Raw genomic sequence first — 18,994 nt, 5'->3', positions numbered from 1 at the left:
CGGTCAGGGTCATGCGGCGGCCCGCCGCAGGAAAAGTTCGTCGATCAGCATGGTCGAGAGGATGCCGACGAAGGCCTGGTTGTCGGCGAAGCCGATCGCGCGCCCGTGCCGGCATTTTTCGAACAGGCGCCCCACCACGGCCGCGTCGAACCAGCCCGCGGCGCGGATGCGTTCGGCGCTCAGCAGGTCGGCCACGTAGTCCAGCGGTTCGCCGTCGACGAAGAAGCTGGACTGGTCAGGCGCGCGGTATGGCTGCTTGGTGCGCGCGAGGATGTCCGCCGGCAGCAGGCCGGCAAGCGCCTTGCGCAGCAGGTATTTCTCGGTCATGCCGCGGATCTTCCAGTGCGCGGGCAGCGCGTTCGCGAACTCGACCACGCGATGGTCGAGGAAGGGAAAGCGCCCCTCGATCGAATGCGCCATCGCGGGACGGTCGCCCTGCGATGGCAGCAGGTAGGCGGCCAACAGGGTCTTGGCCTCCACGTACTGGTCGCGCGCCAACGGGCTCCAGCGTGCGATCGCCGGCGGCAGGCGCTGCTCGTACCAGGCCAGCGGATCCCAGCCGTCGATGCCGGCGCGCAGCTCGGGCGCGAGGAAGCGCAGCGCATGCCGCGAGCTCGTCCAGCGCGGCACGTGCGCGAAGACCGGCCGGTCGATGCCCTCCATGCCGCGGCCGAAGAACGATTGCGCCAGCGCCGCGTGCCGCACCGGCGAGTTTTCCAGATAGCCGTACAAACGGCCGAGCAGGAGCGGTCGGAAACGCGAGTCCGGCTGGCGCGCCCAGAAGCGCCGCACCTTGGCCTCCTTGAACAGGTCGTAGCCGCCGAACACCTCGTCCGCACCTTCGCCGGTGAGCACCACCGTGTAGCCGGCCTGGCGCACCTGTTGCGCCAGCAGCATCAGTGGCACGCCGGCGGTGCGCAGCACCGGCGCCTCGGCGTGCCGGATCAGCTGCGGGAAGGCCTCGCCGATCGCGCGGCGCGTGCAGTGCAGCGTGGTGTGCTCGCAGCCCAGGTGACGCACCATCGCCTGCTGGTGTGCGCTTTCGTCGAACTCGGCCTCGTCGAAGGCGATCGAGAACGTGCGCGTCGATGCCGCGCCCGCCTCGCGCATCAACGCCACCACGGCGGAGGAATCCAGCCCGCCGCTGAGATAGGCGCCCAGCGGCACGTCGGCCTGCAGGCGCAGGCGCACGGCATCGGCGAGCAGCTCGCGCAGTTCGCCGGCGGCCTGCTCCACCGACTGCCAGCGCCGCTGCGGCGCGCCTTGCTCGGGAAACGACCAGTCCCAGTAGCGGCTCAGCGTCTCGCGACCGTCGCCCTCGATCGCCAGCAGATGCCCCGGCGGCAGGCACTCGACGCCGGCGAACACGCTGCCCGGCTCGATCGGCCCCCAGAACGTGAAGGCCTGCGCCAGCCCCTGCGGATCGAGCCGCGCCAGCTCCGGGCGCACGGCGAGCAGCGCCTTGATCTCCGAGGCAAACCAGTGCCGGCCGCCCGCGCGCACGTGGTACAGCGGCCGCACGCCGCAGCGGTCGCGCGCCAGCACCAGGCGCTGCCGCTCGGCGTCCCACAGCGCGATCGCAAACTGGCCGTTGAGGTGCTCGACGAACCGGTCACCGTGCTCCTCGTACAGGTGCACGATCACCTCGGTGTCCGACGCCGTGGCGAAGCGGTGGCCGCGCTGCTGCAGCTCCGCGCGCAGGCTGCGGTAGTTGAAGATCTCGCCGTTGAACACCGTCCACACGTTGCGCCGTTCGTTCGCGATCGGCTGCGCCCCGGTGGCCAGGTCGATCACTGCCAGCCGCGCGTGCGCGAGCCCGGCGCCGCCGTCGACATGGAAGCCGTAGCCGTCCGGCCCGCGATGGTGCAGGGTGCGGATCATCCGCTGCAGCGTGGCCTGCGCCGCGGCGGGTGCATCCGGGGGACCGAGGAAACCGGCTATGCCGCACATCGCTTCGTTTCCTCAGGGCCGCGCCCGACCGATCGCGGGTGACGGCTGCAGCGCATGCCCGATTCCTGCCGATGCGGCCACACTCCCGCCACCCATGGTCGGCGCCAGCCAGCCATGGGAAACCGATGCGATCAATGACCTGGTCGGCATGGTGGCCCCCTACCCCATGTGCCGCGGCCGGTTGCGCAGGCGCTTCCCCGGACACGTGTCTGTGCCTATAGAATGCATCAAGAAAGCGTGATTTACATCACACTTTGGACAGGGGTAGTCCGCTTGCCGGCAGGCGGGCGGCAGTCGGCCAGGGGGTTCGTCGACGTGTCACACGACGTGATGCAGGAAGCACTCATCGCCATGTCGGGCCACGGCGCCTCGCCGGCGGGCCGGCGTGCAGGCCCGTGCCGCGCCATCGACCGAAGCGGGCACGCCCGGAACCGGTCGGCGGCGCCCGACCGGGCCGATCGCCCGGCACAGGCGCCATGCTGAATCACGCCGGACATCGCGAAACGCCGTTCGGCCTGCGCGGACACCTGGGCCGGCTGTGCCATCACGCCGGCCTGCTGCGCCTGCTGCAACAGGCACGCCGTTGCCTGTACCGGGACCTGCGACTGCTGGCCTATCACCGCGTGCTGACCGTGGCGCCGGACCGCTTCGACTTCGACCTTGGCCTGGTCAGTGCCTCGGCAGAGTGCTTCCGGCAGCAGATGCAGCTGCTCAAGCGGCGCTTCCGGCCGATGTCGCTGGGACAGGTGGTGGCGGCGATCGACGCCGGCGAGCGGCTGCCACCCGACGCGGTGGTGGTGACCTTCGACGACGGCTACGACGACAACTACCACCACGCCTTTCCCGTCCTGCGCGAACTGGAGATACCGGCCGCCTTCTTCGTCTCCACCGGGCACATCGACAGCGGCCGCCCCTTTGCCTACGACTGGCTGGTGCACATGATCCTGCGCGCGCCGGTCGGCGAGCTGGCGCTGCCCGAACTGGACCTGGCGCGGTCCATGCCGACTGACCGCGCGGCGCGCCGGGACCTGGCGCAGCACGTGCTGGATCGGCTGAAGGATCTCGACGACGACCACCAGATGGCGCTGATCGCACGCCTGGAGCAGGCCTGGGACCTGCCCTCCGCGGCCGGCCATGCCGACTGCCGCCCGATGAGCTGGGCGCAGTTGCGCGAAATGCACGCGGCCGGCTGCGAGATCGGCTCGCACGGCGTGCATCACCGCATGCTGGCCAAGCTGCCCCAGCCCGCGCTGGAAGCGGAACTGCGCGACTCCCGGGCCACGCTGGAACGCGAACTCGGCGCGCCCGTCACGCTGCTCTCCTACCCGGTCGGCGGCGATGCCTCGTTCGACGCGCGGGTGGTCGAGGCAGCCATGGCGGCCGGCTACCGCGCGGCATGCAGCTACATCTGCGGCACCAACCCAGCGCACGCGATCGATCGCTACGCGTTGCGGCGGCTACCGGTCGAACGCGAGATGGACGGCGGCTGGTTCGCAGCCATGCTGACCCTGCCCAAGCTGGTGAGCTACCCCACCGTCAGCCGGGTTTCCTGAGAACCTGTTCAAAACGGCCAGCGGAATTCCACGTGCCGGTTGTTGAACTCGGGATCGTCGAGGCGACCGCCCGGCTGCGCGACCAGCGCCTGCGGCATGCCTTCCACTTCCAGCGCCTGGCCCGCCACGAAGCGGGTGCCCAGCGCCTGCATCTCGACCAGCTTCTCGCACAGCACGCCAGCGCGATCCAGCTCGTGCGCGGGGATCTGGCGGAAGCTGAGGTCGGGGCGGCCGAACTTGCGCATGCCGCGGGTGTGCACCCAGGAACGGTCGCTGCCCGGCTCCTCGCTGCGCAGGATCAACACGTGGTTGCGCGGCGGCGCGCCGCCCGGCACCAGGTAGCGCTCGCGCCACGCCTCGGCGCCGAACAGGCCGAGAATCTGCGGGTCGAGGATCGCGCGGCCGCCGATGTCGAGCAGGGCGGCAAGCACACCCAGGGTGTCGCGCAGGTAGTCCAGGCTGGCGCGATCGGCCAGCTGCCCGCGCACCACCAGCACCTCGGGCGCGATGCGTGCCTGCTCGAAGGTTTCCGGCGCATCCTCGCGCAGGATCTCGCCCAGCGAGCCGTTGAGCGGATAACCCTCCCACTTGCGCAGTTCGAGGTTCTGGAAGCGCTTGAGCTCCACGCCCGCGGGCAGGCCGGGGCTGCCGTAGCGCTGCGCGGGGATCACCAGCTCGCGCTCGAACTTGCCGAACACGTAGAACTGCAGCAGCGCGTCCTCGCCGGCGCCGGGTTGCCAGTAGGGGCGTGGCCACTCGGGGGTTTGCTGGGTTTCGGTCATCGGGTTGCCTGGGGTCGGAAGGCGATTTTTGGTGGAAGCATTCAATGCCGGGTAGAGCCGAAGCTCGTTACTTGTTTTCAAAATCCGCGGGGCGCGGATTTTGTAGCGGCAGCACGCTCTGCTGCAGCTCGATGCGGCCGTGGCCTTCAGTGATCTTCTTGAACTCGGCGCGGCTCACCGAGACATAGCGGTCGTTGCCGCCGATCTCAACCTGTGGGCCGTCGGTGACCGCACGGCCCTGCTCGTCCACGCGCACCACCATGGTGGCCTTGCTGCCGGTATGGCAGATCGTCTTGATCTCCTGCAGCTCGTCGGCCCAGGCCAGCAGATAACGGCTGCCTTCGAACAGTTCGCCGCGGAAGTCGGTGCGCAGACCGTAGGCCAGCACCGGCACGCGCAGCTTGTCCACCACGTCGGAAAGCTGCCACACCTGCGCCCGGGCGAGGAATTGCGCCTCGTCCACGAACACGCAGTTCAGCGTGCCGTGCGCCGCGATGTCGGCCTCGACCAGGGCGAACAGGTTCTCCTCGCCGGCGAAGCGCCGCGCGTTCGCCTTCAGGCCGATGCGCGAGGCCACCATCGTGGTGTCCGCAGCCGCAGGCTGCGTCTGTTTCCCTTCCCCCGCCTGCGGGGGAAGGTGGCCCGCAGGGCCGGATGGGGGTCTGTCATGCTCGCGCGTATCAATATCCGGCTTCAGAATCAGCGTGCGCATGCCGCGCTCGTGGTAGTTGTACGCACTCTGCAGCAGGGTGGTGGTCTTGCCGGCATTCATTGCCGAGTAATAGAAATAGAGCTTGGCCATGGGTATGCGCCGGGTGCCGGATCGCGCATGGTAACCCGCCGGGCCGCCACCGATCCCTCTGCTACCATCGGCCGCCGCCCCACATCGCCTTCGCTCCATGCTCAACCCGCAACAACTGGCCGCCGTCGAACACTGCGACACCCCGCTGCTGGTGCTGGCGGGCGCCGGCTCGGGCAAGACCAGCGTGATCACGCAGAAGATCGCCCATCTGGTCCAGCGGCGGAAGCTGGCGGCGTCGAAGATCGCCGCGATCACCTTCACCAACAAGGCCGCGCGCGAGATGCGCGAGCGCGTGGGCAAGCTGGTGTCGAGCGAGGACGCCGCCGCGCTCACCGTGTGCACCTTCCACGCGCTGGGTCTGAAGTTCCTGCAGATCGAGCACGCGCGCGCCGGCCTGCGCCGGGGCTTCTCGGTGCTGGACGCCGACGACAGCGAGGGCATCGTCAAGGAGCTGGCGCCGAAGGGCGCCAAGCCCGACGTGCTGTTCGGCCTGCGCAACCTGCTGGGCCGCGCCAAGAACGCCGGCCTCACGCCGGAGGAGGCGCTGGCCGCCGCTCGCAGTCCGCGCGAGCTGGAGGCGGCCACCATCTACGAGATGTACCAGGCGCGCCTGAGCGCCTTCAACGCCGTCGATTTCGACGACCTGATACGCCTTCCGCTGCGCATCCTGGAAGCGGACGACGACTGCCGCGCCGCCTGGCGCGAGCGCCTGCGCTATCTGCTGGTGGACGAATACCAGGACACCAACGACGCGCAGTACCGCCTGCTCAAGGCACTGACCGGCGAGCGCGGCCGCATCACCTGCGTGGGCGACGACGACCAGAGCATCTACGCCTGGCGCGGCGCGAACCCCGAGAACATCGACCAGCTCGGCCGCGACTGGCCGAACCTGCGCGTGATCAAGCTGGAGCAGAACTACCGCTGCGGCAAGCGCATCCTGCGCGCGGCGAACGCGCTGATCGCGAACAATCCGCACGCGCACGAGAAGAAGCTGTGGAGCGAGCACCCGGAAGGCGCGCCGATCCGCGTGCTGGAGTGCAAGGAGGCCGAGCACGAGGCCGAGAAGATCGCCTCGATCGCCGCCACCCTGGCCGAGAAGCACAAGGCGCGCTGGCACGACATCGCGATCCTCTACCGCGGCAATTTCCAGGCGCGGCCGCTGGAGAAGGCGCTGCGGCTCGCGCGCATTCCCTACCACCTCACTGGTGCACTCTCCTTCCTCGACCGCGCCGAGGTGAAGGACGTGCTGTGCTATCTGCGCCTGCTGACCAATCCCAGCGACGACGCCGCCTTCCTGCGCGTGGTGAACGTGCCGAAGCGCGAGATCGGCGCCACCACGCTGGAAAAGCTGGGCCAGTTCGCGCAGACGAAGCACTGCTCGCTGCTCGAAGCCACCCGCAGCGACGCCGTGCTGCGCCAGCTCTCGCCGCGTCCGGCCGCCGCGCTGGCGGGTTTCTCCGAGCTGATGGACGAACTGCGCAGTGCCGCGCTGCACGAGGGCGCGGCCGACCTGGTCGACCGCCTCCTGAAGCGCACCGGCTACGCGGCGCAGCTCGCTGCCGCCACGCCCGATGTCTCCGTGCGCGAGCGCAAGCTCGGCAACCTGCGCGAGCTCACCGACTGGTTCCGCGCGATGCAGAAGGGCGACAGCGCCGGCGACCTCGCCGCCCAGCTCGCCCTGCTTTCACACGCCGACCGCGACGACCCCGGCAACGCAGTGCGCATGATGACCTTGCACGCGGCCAAGGGCCTGGAGTTCCGCTTCGTCTTCATCGTGGGCTGCGAGGACGGCACCCTGCCCCACGACGGCGCGATCGACGAGGGCCGCATCGACGAGGAACGTCGGCTGATGTACGTGGGCATCACCCGCGCCAAGGAACTGCTCACGCTGTCGTGGTCGGCCAGGACCAAGCGCTACGGCGAGGTGCACAGCAACCAGCCCAGCCGCTTCCTGCACGAGCTGCCGCAGGGCGACCTGCACTGGCAGGGCAAGGACCCCGAGGCGGACAAGGAAATGACCCGCGAGACGGCCGAATCGCACATGGCGCGGATCAAGGCGATGCTCGCGGGCGCCTAGTTGACGACCGGACGCCTGCCTTTCATTGTGTGGATGGCGTCCGGCCGCCTCTCTGCCCCGGCGCCAGGGGGAATACCGTGATCGACTCGACCCGGGCTTATACCAAGCTCGTCGCCGCCTTCAACCAGAACGACTGGCCGCGGGTGCAGCAGCGCGCCGCGCAGTTGCTGACCATCGCGCCGAACGACGCGCGCGTGCATTTCATGGTCGGCATCGCCTGCATGCAGACGCAGCAGGTGCAGCAGCTTCAGAAGGCGCTGGAGCACCTGCTGAAGGCCACCCACCTGGAACCGCGTCGCGCCGACTACGTCGCGCAATACGCGAAGGCGCTGGCGCAGACACGCCGGTTCCGCGAGGCGCGCCTGGTCGCGGATCGCGCGATGACCCTGTCGCCCAACGACGCGATGACCCTGGACACGCTGGGCATGGTCTACCGGCACGCCAACGCCCTGATGCAATCGGCCAACGCCTTCCGCCGCGCCGTGGCGCTGTCGCCCGAGCACGCGATCGCCCGCCTCAACCTCGCCTACGCCCTGAATGCGCTGGGAGACACCGAAGGCGCCGAGCAGGAGCTGGAAGCCTGCATCCGGCTCGAACCGCGCCATTGGTACGCGCACCTGTTGCTCGCCCAGCTGCAACGGCAAACCATTGAGCACAACCACATCGCACGGCTGCACGAACTGCTGCAACGCCACGGCGACGATCCCGGCGCGCAGCTCCTGCTCAACATCGCGCTGGGCAAGGAATGCGACGACCTCGCCGACTATCCAGCCGCGTTCAAGCACTACACGCTCGGCAAGGCGGCCGGCCGGCGCATGCGGCCCTATGCGTTCGCGCGCGACGAGGCGATGTTCGATGCGCTGATCCGCGCCTTTCCCGCCGCCGATGCGGAAACCGCCACGGGCGACCCCACGCGCGAACCGATCTTCATCATCGGCCTGCCGCGCACCGGCACCACCTTGCTGGACCGCATCCTCTCCAGCCACCCCGACGTGTGTTCCACCGGCGAGCTGCAGAACTTCCCCACCCTGCTGCAGCGGGCCTCCGGTTGTCCCGCCGCGCTGCTGGGCGAAGCGGACATCGCCGCCCGCACCCGCCATGTCGACTGGCAGCAACTGGGCGCGGCCTATCTCGCCAGCACGCGACCGGTCACGGGAGAAACGCCGCGCTTCATCGACAAGATGCCGCACAACTTCCTCTACGCCGGCTTCATCGCCCGCGCGCTGCCGAACGCGAAAATCGTCTGCCTGCGCCGCGACCCACTGGACGCCTGCATCGGCAACTTCCGCCACCTGTTCGAGCAGACATCGGGGTTCTACGACTACTCCTTCGGCCTCGACGACATCGGCCGCTACTACATCCAGTTCGACCGCCTGCTGGCGCACTGGCGCCAGGTGCTGCCCGGACGCATCCACGAGGTGCAGTACGAGTCGCTGGTCGAGAATACGGAAGCCACCGCACGCGAACTGCTGGACTTCTGCGAGCTGCCCTGGAACGACGCCTGCCTGCGCTCGGAAAGCAACACCACGCCGGTCAACACACCCAACGCCTGGCAGGTACGTGTGCCGATCTATCGCGACGCCGTGGGGCATTGGCGACACTACGAGACCCAGTTGCGCGACCTGCGCTGGCTGCTGGCCGGGGCCGGCATCGGGAAGGCGGAGTGAGGCGTCTTGCCGGGACGATCGCGATGGCACACTGATTCCGCGGCGCTACACTGCAGCGATGGGCAGCCAGATTCATCCGACCGACCGCCGCGAAGCCCGGAAGCCATGACCTATCCCGAGCAGCTCTACGCACAGCTCGTTGCTGCGTTCAACCGACGCGACTGGCCGAGAGTGCTCGCACTCGCCTCCCCGCTGTTGCCGCTGGCAACGCAGCACGCCGGGGTTCATTACCTCGTCGGCATCGCGCACCTGGAGCAGCGCGATCTGCTGCATTCCCTGCAGCATCTCCGTCGCGCCACTGAACTGGACCCCGCACGCGTGGAATTCGCCGCAAACTATGCGCGTGCCCTCGCCACGGCACGACAAGGAAGTGCGGCGAAAGCGGCCGCCGACCGGGCCATGGCGCTCGGCCCGAATGACGCCCGGACGCTCGACCTGCTTGGCAACGTCTATGCGGAATCGCTTGCTCACACTGCCGCGGCCGACGCCTTCAGACAAGCCGCGTCGCTTGATCCCGTACAGCCCTCTCGCCGCTACAACCTGGCCACCGCCTTGGCGCACGCCGGCGACTCTTTGGGCGCCGAACGCGAGATCGAAACTTGCTTGGCTATGGATCCGCAGTTCTGGCGCGCACACCTGGCCTTGTCGAACCTGCGCAAACAGACGCTGGCCGGGCAGCACGTACCGCGCCTGCAAGCCTTGCTGGCGCAACACGCCAGCAATCGCGAGGCGCGTCTCTGCCTGCATTTCGCATTGGCCAAGGAGCACGAGGACCTCGGCGAGTATCCGCAGGCATTCACCCACTACATGCAAGGCAACGCTGCCGGCCGCGAAACGATCGACTACTCGCCGGAGCAGGACGCCGCGATCTTCACCACCATGGAACACACGTTTCCCGAGCCGACATCATTCGCACACGCCGAGCCCAGCACGGAGCCGATCTTCGTGTTCGGTCTGCCACGCAGCGGCACTACCCTGGTGGAACGGATTCTTTCCAGCCATCCGGACGTGCATGCCGCGGGCGAGTTGCAGAACTTCGGCATGGCGGTGCGCCGCGCCTGGAACAGCTCGGCGCCGTTCTGGCTCGATCCCGATCCGGCCGCACACACACGCGGACTCGACTGGCGGCGACTGGGCTCGGACTATCTCGCCAGCACACGCCCCGGCACCGGACACACGCCGCGCTTCGTCGACAAGTTCCCGTTCAATTTCCTCTACGCGGGGTTCATCGCCCATGCACTGCCGAACGCGAAGCTGGTCTGCCTGCGGCGCGACCCGTTGGACACCTGCCTGGGCAATTTCCGCCAGCTGTTCGCGGAGAAGCTGCCTTACTACCACCACACGTTCGATCTGCTCGACACGGGGCGCTACTACATCCTGTTCGACCGGTTGATGGCGCATTGGCGAAAGCTGTTACCGGGGCGCATCCTCGAACTACGCTACGAAGCCTTGGTCGAAAACCAGGAAGCCGAGACCCGCCACCTGCTGGAACACTGCGGCCTGGGCTGGCACGACGCCTGCCTGCGCTTCGAGCGCAACGCCGCTCCGGTGGCCACCGCAAGCAGCCTGCAGGTACGACAGCCGATGTTCCGTTCCTCGGTCGGTCGCTGGCATCACTACGAACACGAGCTGGAGCCACTGCGCATCCTGCTGCGCGCGGCCGGAATCGAATCGACGGTCTGAGGCGTCTCGCCGCCCCCGCGCCGCACGCGGTAACGTTAGCCTTTCCGCCTTGACAACCCTACCTGATGACCGACACCACGCCGCCGCTCGCCGAACTCAGCCAGGCCTTCAATCGGCGCGACTGGCTACGAACACGGCAACTGGCCAACCACCTGTTGCCCCAGATGCCACGGCACCCGCTGCTGCGCTACATCGCCGGTGTGGCCGAGACGGAGCTGCAGAACATGCCGATGGCGCTCTCCCATCTGCATCTCGCCGCCGAACTCGAGCCGCGACGGGCGGACTTCGCCGTGCAATTTGCCAAGGCGCTGACCTTGGTCAAGATGACCCGCGAGGCGCGCGAGGCGGCAGATCGCGCGATGGCGCTGGCGCCCACCGACGCCGCCACGCTGGACACGCTGGGCGTGATCTTCACCCAGAACCATGCCCACGCCGAGGCCGTCACGGCATTCCGACGCGCCGTGGAGCTCACGCCGGAACACGCGCCCCATCGCTTCAACCTCGCCACCGCACTGGTGGCGACCGGCGAACTCGCATCCGCCGAAGCCGAGTTGGAGTCCTGCATCCGGGTCGACCCGCGCTGGTGGAAGGCCCACCTCACCCTGGCGCAGTTGCGCCGGCAAACCGCAGACAGCAACCACATCGCACGCATGGAAGCCCTACTGGCCGGCCGCGACGACGACCAGGAAGCACAGATCTACCTGCACATGGCGCTGGCCAAGGAGTGCGAGGACTGCGCGGACTACCCAGCCGCCTTCGCGCATTACACGCTAGGCAAAGCCGCCGCCGGCAAGGGCCGCGGCTATCGCATCGAGCAGGACGAGGCGCTGTTCGCAACGATCGCGGCGGCGTTTCCCGAGCCGCAGATCGCCACGCCCGGCCACGCCTCGCATGAACCGATCTTCGTTATCGGCATGCCGCGCAGCGGCACCACCCTGGTGGAACGCATCATCTCCAGCCATCCCGACGTGCACTCGGCCGGCGAACTGATGAATTTCGGCGTGGCGCTGAAGCGCGCCTCGGGCAGCCGCACGCCGCTGCTGCTCGATACTGACACCATCGAGTGCGCACGCGATCTGGACTGGGCCGCCGTGGGCGCGGACTACCTCACCAGCACACGCCCGGCCACAGGCCACACGCCGCGTTTCATCGACAAGCTTCCGCACAACTTCCTGTATGCGGGCTGGATCGCCCGCGCGCTGCCGAACGCAAAGATCGTCTGCCTGCGCCGCGATCCGCTGGATACCTGCCTCAGCAACTTCCGCCAGCTGTTTGCCCCGTCGTCGCCGTACTACGCTTATTCGTTCGATCTGCTCGATACCGGCCGCTACTACGCGCTATTCGACCGCCTGATCGCGCATTGGCAGCGCGCTTTCCCCGGCCGTATTCTGGAAGTGCGATACGAGGACCTCGTGGAGAGTCAGGAAGCCAGTTCGCGCCAGTTGCTCGAATTCTGCGGTCTGTCCTGGCACGACGACTGCCTGCGTTTCGAACGGAATGCTGCCCCGGTGAATACCGCCAGCGCGGTGCAGGTGCGCAAGCCGGTCTATCGCAACGCGCTGCAGCGCTGGCGCAAGTACGAACCGCTGCTGGATGGATTGCGCGACGTGCTGGACGGGCGGGGCATCGCGCTGCCCGACTGATGAGATCGTCGCGATCACGGCGACCGCACCGCTCGCTTGTATGCCGCGCAAGAAAAACGACCCCGCCGAAGCGGGGCCGTCCGGTCATTCGACCATGGTTTCCAGCATCAGCTACCGGAGCCGTTGCCGAACTTGTAGTTCGCCTCCAGGTAAAACGCGCGGCCATACGGGTTGTAGTTGTCCGAGTTGTACGGCCCCCACGTGGTACCCGGGTAGCTGTTGTCCACCGGCGGCATCTTGTTGAACAGGTTGCTGACTTGGAGCGAGATGCCCAGGTTCTTCATCGGGTTGTAGGTCACGCTGGCGTTCCACAGCGTCCAGGCCCCGAGCCTGCCGGTACCCTTGTCGGTGTAGTTGTCGAGATGGCTGGCCAGATAGTTCGGCGTGCGCCCGTAGCGATTGACGTACAGCGTGGTGCTCCACTTGTCTTTCATCCAGGTCAGCGAGGCATTGGCCTTGCTCTTGAAATCGGTACTCCAGCCCGGATGACGCAGCAGGTCGATCGGCGCGTCCTGCGGGTAGTCCTGGTAGCTGTGCTTGAGCAGATCCGAATACGAGGCGGCCCACACCAGCTTGCCGTACGCGCCGATCTCCATGCCGTAGTCGAAGTGGGCATTGATCGCGTTGACTTGCTCGCGACTCACGTTGACCTTCGGCGTAGTGATGCCGCTTATGTTGCCCAGCAGGGCGATACCGTTCTGCGTTCTGCCGGGACCGCGCTGGATTAGGCTGAAGGCAACCTTGCAGGTCTCCGAAGTCGGAGCGATCGTGCCGATGTCGCACAGGTATTCGTCGTTGGACAAGCCATCGGCGCTCATCTGGTTGACTTCGTTGCTGATGTTCCAGTGCAGGTAATCCACGCTGACCGACATGCGCTCGACCGGCGCCCATACAACGCCATAAGTCCACACTGTGGCCGTGATCGGCTTCAGCGCCGGGTTGCCCATCGTCGTACCCTTGAACTGCACGCTTTCATACAGACTCGGGCACTTGGCGATGTTGGCGCCGCTGAAGCCGAGCCGTCCGCAGTTCAGGTAGTCGGTGACGCTGTTGTAGTAGTTGCTGGGGCGCTGGAATTCGTCGGACAGCGTCGGCACCTTGAAGGCCGTGCCGTAGCGCCCGCGCAACAGCAGGGAGTCGAACGGGCGGTATTCCAGACCGATCATGTAGGTGCCATGGCTGACCGTGCCGCTACCCACTTTGTAGCTGTCGTAACGACCCGAGACGTCCATGGTCAGCTGCTGCAGCAGCGGCAGCTTGAACTCGGTGGTCGCCGCGTAGCGCGAGCGGTGGCCGGCGCCCGGCGTAGCGCTGGTACCCCAGTAGTACGGCGTGGAATACGTGAAGCCGTTGCCGTAGTCCACCGTGGTGTTCTGCATCAACCTTGGATCCGGCGTGGAATCCCAGCCCTGATTGCCGCCTTCCAGCACCACTGCCACGCCGGCGTCCCCGCCAGGCAGGGCAAACAACGAACTGTTGGTCACCTGGCCACGCAGCATGTTGTCCCAGGTCTTGGCATGGCTGGTGGAATAGCCGGTGAAGCCCTTGAAGTCGGTCGGCGACACCGGGTTGTACATGGCTGCATAGTTCGGCTCGAACACCGGATAACCAGAATACGTGCCCAGCTGCGGTCCCAGCACATGCTTGGAGAAATACGCCTCCATCGGCCCGGCCAGGCGCTGGAAGCTGCGGTCGATCAACTTGTCGTCCGAATGGGTGAAGCCCAAGTCGTAGTCCCAGTTCGACTGTCCGAAGGTGCCGCGCGCGCCCAACGTCAGCATGTAGGAGTTCTCGTACTCCTTGCTCATGATGTTGCGGTAGCCACCCACCTCTTCCGGGGCGAACCCGTGCTGCAGAAGCATCAGGCTGCCGCCATGCACCGTGGGATCCCAGAAATAGCCAGCCCCCTGCGTCGTCGCCACGCTGGTGCCCCACCACGTGGTGCTGGAGCCGTTGGTGAACTTCTTCTCCGAATAGTTGTAGAGCAGGTCGCCGTACAGCTGCACGTTGTCGTTGATGTCGAACGTGTTGTGCGTGTATGCATTCACCTGCTTGCTGTCCAGCGTCAGGGTACCTGCACCCGGCGTGTAGAAGGAGCCGCAATAATCACCTTGCGGGGTACGGTGCTGCTTGGTTTCCGTGCCGCCCCATTGGCTGGACACGTTGGCGCAATTGTTCGGGTCCATGAACTGGTAGCCCGGCTTGGTGCCGTCGTTCGAATAGGCGGTCAGGACCAGGTAGTCGCGCGAAGCGGTTTCCGGGCTGGTGCCATGCGTGTTGTAGGTGCTGGTAAGGCTGCGGTCGCGGCGCCAGATCGGCTGCGTGCTCTCGAACTGCGCGCCGACCAGCGAAGTCCACTTGCCCAGCGTGAAGCTGTCCGCGAAGCTGATGCGACGACTGGCACCGCCACCATCGCCATACCAGCCGTAACGTACGTCGATGGTTGGTGCGTCCACGTGCTTCTTCAGCACGATGTTGATCACGCCAGCGATCGCGTCCGAACCGTACAGCGACGACTGGCCGCCAGGCAGGATGTCGACGTGGTCGACCAGGTCCATCGGAATGCCGCTGATACTGTTGAAGGTGTCGCTGCCGTTGTAAAGTCCCGGAAAGCTGCCCATCGGGCGGCCATCCACCAGATACTTCACGAAACCCACCGGCAGGCCGAACATGCTCAGCGTCTCGGCCGTCGTTGTGAAGGAGTTGGTGTCCTGCATGCCCTGCACGCTGCCGGTGGCGAACGAGGCCTGCTGGAGTGCCTGCGCCACGGAAGTGAAGCCGCGCGCCTTCATCTGATCGGCGGTGATTGTGATGACCGGCGTGGCGGTCTCGATCTGGGTCTGCGGGATCAGCGAGCCGGTGACAGTGACCGCCTCCAGTTTTTTGGCGTTTTTGGCGCTGGGCGCCTGGTTGCCGTTCTGGTCCTGCTGCTGGGTTGACGACGCCGCGGTCTGGGCGTCTTGCGCGTAGACGGAAGTGGCACCAAACGCCAGCGCCGCGACCACTGCCATGGACAGTTTCGACTTGATCATTACTTGAACTCCCTGGTGTGCAATGCAACAAGCCCGGCGCGAAGCCGGAAATCTGCACAAACGCGTCGCATGTTCCGACGCGTGATCGATCCAGTCCCCACTGGCCGATGCTTTCTCACGTGTGCAGCTGCCTTGTTTTACACAAGTTTTAACGCGACAACAACAACCTTTCTACATTTTCGTCGTTTTCTTGCGCATCAGGATTTTGCTATTCGCTCGAAATGCCCCTGCCCACCGAGCCTCATCAAATTAGCCGCTGCGCTTCGAGCTCGCCCTTGAGATAGGCGTAATAGATCGGCGCGGCGATCACACCGGGCAGGCCGAAGGCGGCTTCCAGCAGCAGCATCGCAATCAGCAGTTCCCACGCCGCCGCATGGATTTGCGAACCCACGATGCGCGCGTTGAGGAAGTACTCCAGCTTGTGGATCAGTATCAGGAAGCCGAGCGCGGCGATGCCCACGCCCAGCGAGACCGACAGCGCGGCGATCGTGATGGCGGTGTTGGAGAGCAGATTCCCCACCACCGGCAACAGCCCGACGATGAAGGTGATCGCCACCAGCGTCTTCGACAGCGGCACGTGGATGCCCATCAGCGGCAGCACGCCGAGCAGGAAGATTGCGGTGAGCGCGGTGTTGACCAGCGAGATCTTGATCTGGGCGAACACGATGTCGTGGAACGCCTGGGCCAGCCGATGGCTGCGCTGGCCCAGCGCCGCCGCCAGCGGCCCCACCTGGTGCGCCGGGCGGGTGCGGCTGAGCGCCACGATCGCGCCCAGCACCAGGCCGATCAGGATGTGCACGAACGCGCGCGCCGCCTCTTTGCCCGCCAGCTGCAGCTCGACCGCGTGCTTGCGCGCCAGCTCGACCACGCCGTCGCGCAAGTCGTCCACGCTGTCGGGTAGGTGGTCGACCAGCGTCGCCGGCAACTGCTGACGCGCCTTCTCCACCAGTGGCATCAATTGCTGCTGCCATAGCAGTTCGGGATTGCCCAGCTCGCTGCGGAAGAAGCTGATCGCGCCGAGGATCAGCAGCACCAGCAGGCCCACCACCAGCGCGCCCAGCACGGCCACCACCACCATCCGGGCGCGATCGCCGGGAATGCGCCGACCCAGCAGCGGCACCGCCGCCTGCACCAGTTCGTACACCAGCAGGCCCGCCAGCAGGGCGGAGAGCAGGTGCAACTGCAGCACCAGCCACAGCGCCAGCGCGGCCAGTGCATAACTGGTGGCGCGGATGGCGGGCGAGCTGGCGCGGGACGCAGCGGACGTCGGATCGTGCATGCGGGCTCCGGCGAAGATGGGTATGGCCGCCAGTCTGTCAGCCGGCGACGGCCGCAGCCAGCCCCAGACATCTCACTGTCGTAAAATCCTGCAAAACTCGTCGTTCCGTCCGGAGATATCCACCCCATGCGACTTCACCTGCCGCTGGCCCTGGCCACGTTCACCCTGCTCGCCGGCTGCGCCGCCACACCCCCGCACCCCGCGACCGCACCGGCCGCCGCCGCAGCAGCAGCGACATCAGCCACCGCCAACGACAACCTCAACGCGGTGGTGTGGGCGCAGACCGCGATCGAACACGATCTGATCTACATCCAGACCTTCCGCAATGCCCAGTCGCGCCTGCTGACCGCGCTGCACGACCCGCAATGGGATGCGCTGGCGAAAGAGGATCGCACGATGCCGATCGCCGGCCTGCCGCCCGCCGTGGTGCTGGACATCGACGAGACCGTGCTGGACAACTCGCCCTACCAGGCCCGCCTGGTGAAGAGCGGCGGCCAGTACGACGAGGCCAGCTGGGCTGCCTGGTGCAAGGAAGAACGCGCCCGCGCCATGCCCGGCGCGCTGGCCTTCACCCGCTACGCCGCCGAACACGGCATCGCGGTGATCTACCTCTCCAACCGCGCGCAGGACCTGGACACGGCCACCCTGGCGAACCTGCGCAAGTTGGGCTTCCCGGTGTCCGGTCCCGAAGCTTTCCTCGGCCTGGGCACGGTGCTGCCGGGCTGCGAGCAGGTGGGCACCGAGAAGGGCTGCCGCCGCCAACTGGTCAGCCGCAAGTACCGCGTGCTGATGCAGTTCGGCGACCAGTTGGGCGATTTCGTCGATGTCGTCGCCAACACCGAGGCCGGCCGCAAGCAGGCCATCGCCGGCTACATGGACTGGGTCGGCACACGCTGGTTCGTGCTGCCCAACCCCACCTACGGCAGTTGGGAGCCGGCGCTGTTCAACAACGACTGGAGCGCGCCGCCGGCGCAGCGACGTCAGCAGAAGCTCGGCGCTCTACGGTATTATTGAGATAAAACATGAAGTTATAGAACAAAACAAAAGTGTTGCCTCAGGTTTAACGGCCCGGTAATATCTGCCTCGCCTACCTGCTGCTGACCGAAACGTTTCCGCAGGCAAGGCCATTTCCCACCGGCTCAGCCGGATTGCCCCGCGAGGCTACGCCCGCGGGGCTTTTCTTTTGTTTTTGCGATCGTCCCTGATCGCGAAGATCAAACGGGTAGTCATCCATGGCCGCACTTTTACATGGCCTTTGCGATCGTCCCTGATCGCGAAGATCAAACGGGTGGTCACCCATGGCCGCACTTTTACATTGCCTTTGCGATCGTCCCTGATCGCGGACGTCACACGGGCGGCCATCCATGGCCGCACTTTTACGTTGCCTTTGCGATCATCCCCGATCGCGAACGTCAAACGGGTGGCCGTCCGTGGCCACACTTTTCAATACAGCACCGCAGATTCCTGCGGGCGACTCTTGTCCCTCTTTGCAGCGCCGCTTACCCTGATCCGTCGCCGCGCCGGTCGGCGCGTCCATCTCCCCGCACCACGAGACTTGCCCATGCGCTTCCGCCCCCTCCGCCGCAGCCTGCTGCCCCTCGTCGCCGTGCTGGCGCTGGCTGCGTGCCACCACCAGGACGAAGCCAGCCAGGTCGGCGGCAGCACGCCGGAGGCGGCCGTGCAGGGTTCGATCGACCTGCTCAAGGCGGGCGACTTCAACGGCCTGTGGAAGCACGCCCTGCCGCCGGCCGAGTACGCCACCCTGCGCGCGGACTGGAGTCGCCACAACGCGAACCAGCCGCCGGTCAGCGCCGCGGACAAGGCGAAGTTCGACGAGGCCGTGCAGAAGCTCACCGGCCCGGACGCGGAGAACAAGCTCTACGCCGAACTGCAACCCAAGCTCGACCAGATGGAGCAGCAGTACAAGGACCAGCTGCCGGTCATGATCAGCGTGGGCGACGCCCTGCTGAAGAACGGCGTGGCGCAGAACAAGAGCCTGGACGGCGAGCAGAAGACCCAGGCGAACCAGTTGATCGACGTGCTGGTGCCGTGGGCGAAGCAGGCGCCGTGGTTCGACCAGGCCAGGGCCAAGCAGGCCGTGGGCGTGGTGGTGGCCACCGCGCGCAAGCTCGACCTCAAGAGTCCGGACCAGTTGCGCAGCATGGATTTCGACGCCGCGATGGCGAAATACGCCACCGGTTACGCGGGCCTCAAGCAACTGCTGGCGATCTACGGCCTGTCGGTGGACGACACGCTGAACTCGGTCAAGCTCAGCACGCTCTCCAGCAAGGACGGCCGCGCGGTGGTGAAGATCGACTACACCTTGCTCGGCAAGCCGCTTTCCGCCGAATCCACCCTGGTGCAGCAGGACGGCCGCTGGTACAGCGAATCGCTGATCAACAACGTGCATGAGGCGCACGAACGCCTGCAGCAGCCGGCCACGGCGGGCAGCACGGCGCTGACGGCGCTCCCGGCTCCCGCGGCCAGCACTGCCACGAAGAACTGACTCCCTCCCCCCGCTGGCGG

12 protein-coding genes are annotated in these 18,994 nt (G+C 66.7%); 7 read left to right on the top strand and 5 right to left on the bottom strand.

Annotated elements, in window-relative coordinates:
• Positions 1–9 precede the first annotated feature (9 nt).
• The gene (gene asnB / locus AB7878_RS10725; RefSeq protein WP_369494359.1) at positions 10–1,950 is read right to left on the bottom strand and encodes an asparagine synthase (glutamine-hydrolyzing); all 1,941 of its coding nucleotides are present in this window, start codon (positions 1,948–1,950) and stop codon (positions 10–12) included.
• 476 nt (positions 1,951–2,426) lie between these two features.
• On the opposite strand from asnB, the gene AB7878_RS10720 reads away from it, so the two are divergent.
• Positions 2,427–3,503, top strand: coding sequence for a polysaccharide deacetylase family protein (locus AB7878_RS10720; RefSeq protein ID WP_369494358.1), 1,077 nt, complete (start codon positions 2,427–2,429; stop codon positions 3,501–3,503).
• Positions 3,504–3,511: 8 nt separating this feature from the next.
• Here the strand turns inward: AB7878_RS10720 and AB7878_RS10715 are convergent, their stop codons facing one another.
• Entirely contained in the window at positions 3,512–4,285 is a 774-nt protein-coding gene (locus AB7878_RS10715) for a hypothetical protein (RefSeq protein WP_369494357.1), read from the bottom strand.
• A 67-nt stretch (positions 4,286–4,352) separates the two neighbouring features.
• Complete coding sequence (locus AB7878_RS10710; protein WP_369494356.1) at positions 4,353–5,087, bottom strand: thymidine kinase; 735 nt, start codon at positions 5,085–5,087, stop codon at positions 4,353–4,355.
• Positions 5,088–5,184: 97 nt separating this feature from the next.
• On the opposite strand from AB7878_RS10710, the gene AB7878_RS10705 reads away from it, so the two are divergent.
• The 4 genes from AB7878_RS10705 to AB7878_RS10690 all read left to right on the top strand — a co-directional run bounded on the left by AB7878_RS10705 (position 5,185) and on the right by AB7878_RS10690 (position 12,157).
• On the top strand, positions 5,185–7,164 hold the full coding sequence (locus AB7878_RS10705) for a UvrD-helicase domain-containing protein (protein WP_369494355.1): 1,980 nt from the start codon (positions 5,185–5,187) through the stop codon (positions 7,162–7,164).
• Between the two features lie 77 nt (positions 7,165–7,241).
• On the top strand, positions 7,242–8,831 hold the full coding sequence (locus tag AB7878_RS10700; protein ID WP_369494354.1) for a tetratricopeptide repeat-containing sulfotransferase family protein: 1,590 nt from the start codon (positions 7,242–7,244) through the stop codon (positions 8,829–8,831).
• Positions 8,832–8,936: 105 nt separating this feature from the next.
• A complete protein-coding gene (locus tag AB7878_RS10695; protein WP_369494353.1) occupies positions 8,937–10,514 on the top strand; it encodes a tetratricopeptide repeat-containing sulfotransferase family protein in 1,578 nt (525 codons plus the stop codon).
• Between the two features lie 65 nt (positions 10,515–10,579).
• Positions 10,580–12,157: a tetratricopeptide repeat-containing sulfotransferase family protein gene (locus AB7878_RS10690; RefSeq protein ID WP_369494352.1), complete on the top strand. Its 1,578-nt coding sequence runs from the start codon at positions 10,580–10,582 to the stop codon at positions 12,155–12,157.
• A gap of 107 nt (positions 12,158–12,264) precedes the next feature.
• On the opposite strand, the gene AB7878_RS10685 is transcribed toward AB7878_RS10690, so the two are convergent.
• Positions 12,265–15,189, bottom strand: coding sequence for a TonB-dependent receptor domain-containing protein (locus AB7878_RS10685; RefSeq protein WP_369494351.1), 2,925 nt, complete (start codon positions 15,187–15,189; stop codon positions 12,265–12,267).
• 244 nt (positions 15,190–15,433) lie between these two features.
• Positions 15,434–16,468: an AI-2E family transporter gene (locus tag AB7878_RS10680; RefSeq protein WP_369494350.1), complete on the bottom strand. Its 1,035-nt coding sequence runs from the start codon at positions 16,466–16,468 to the stop codon at positions 15,434–15,436.
• A 126-nt stretch (positions 16,469–16,594) separates the two neighbouring features.
• On the opposite strand from AB7878_RS10680, the gene AB7878_RS10675 reads away from it, so the two are divergent.
• Positions 16,595–17,482, top strand: a complete 888-nt coding sequence (locus tag AB7878_RS10675) for an HAD family acid phosphatase (protein ID WP_369494349.1) — start codon at positions 16,595–16,597, stop codon at positions 17,480–17,482.
• Between the two features lie 547 nt (positions 17,483–18,029).
• Positions 18,030–18,974, top strand: coding sequence for a hypothetical protein (locus tag AB7878_RS10670; RefSeq protein ID WP_369494348.1), 945 nt, complete (start codon positions 18,030–18,032; stop codon positions 18,972–18,974).
• Positions 18,975–18,994 lie beyond the last annotated feature (20 nt).

Origin of the sequence: Rhodanobacter humi (assembly GCF_041107455.1) — a bacterium.
In the GTDB taxonomy this organism is placed as follows: Bacteria; Pseudomonadota; Gammaproteobacteria; order Xanthomonadales; family Rhodanobacteraceae; genus Rhodanobacter_A.
This window is presented reverse-complemented; position numbering and strand designations above follow the sequence as displayed.

What these genes read in the sequence shown, in the direction of transcription:
- asnB (WP_369494359.1), bottom strand. Translation starts at nt 1,950, where the DNA reads ATGTGCGGCATAGCCGGTTTCCTCGGTCCCCCGGATGCACCCGCCGCG.
- AB7878_RS10720 (WP_369494358.1), top strand. Translation starts at nt 2,427, where the DNA reads ATGCTGAATCACGCCGGACATCGCGAAACGCCGTTCGGCCTGCGCGGA.
- AB7878_RS10715 (WP_369494357.1), bottom strand. Translation starts at nt 4,285, where the DNA reads ATGACCGAAACCCAGCAAACCCCCGAGTGGCCACGCCCCTACTGGCAA.
- AB7878_RS10710 (WP_369494356.1), bottom strand. Translation starts at nt 5,087, where the DNA reads ATGGCCAAGCTCTATTTCTATTACTCGGCAATGAATGCCGGCAAGACC.
- AB7878_RS10705 (WP_369494355.1), top strand. Translation starts at nt 5,185, where the DNA reads ATGCTCAACCCGCAACAACTGGCCGCCGTCGAACACTGCGACACCCCG.
- AB7878_RS10695 (WP_369494353.1), top strand. Translation starts at nt 8,937, where the DNA reads ATGACCTATCCCGAGCAGCTCTACGCACAGCTCGTTGCTGCGTTCAAC.
- AB7878_RS10690 (WP_369494352.1), top strand. Translation starts at nt 10,580, where the DNA reads ATGACCGACACCACGCCGCCGCTCGCCGAACTCAGCCAGGCCTTCAAT.
- AB7878_RS10685 (WP_369494351.1), bottom strand. Translation starts at nt 15,189, where the DNA reads ATGATCAAGTCGAAACTGTCCATGGCAGTGGTCGCGGCGCTGGCGTTT.
- AB7878_RS10680 (WP_369494350.1), bottom strand. Translation starts at nt 16,468, where the DNA reads ATGCACGATCCGACGTCCGCTGCGTCCCGCGCCAGCTCGCCCGCCATC.
- AB7878_RS10675 (WP_369494349.1), top strand. Translation starts at nt 16,595, where the DNA reads ATGCGACTTCACCTGCCGCTGGCCCTGGCCACGTTCACCCTGCTCGCC.
- AB7878_RS10670 (WP_369494348.1), top strand. Translation starts at nt 18,030, where the DNA reads ATGCGCTTCCGCCCCCTCCGCCGCAGCCTGCTGCCCCTCGTCGCCGTG.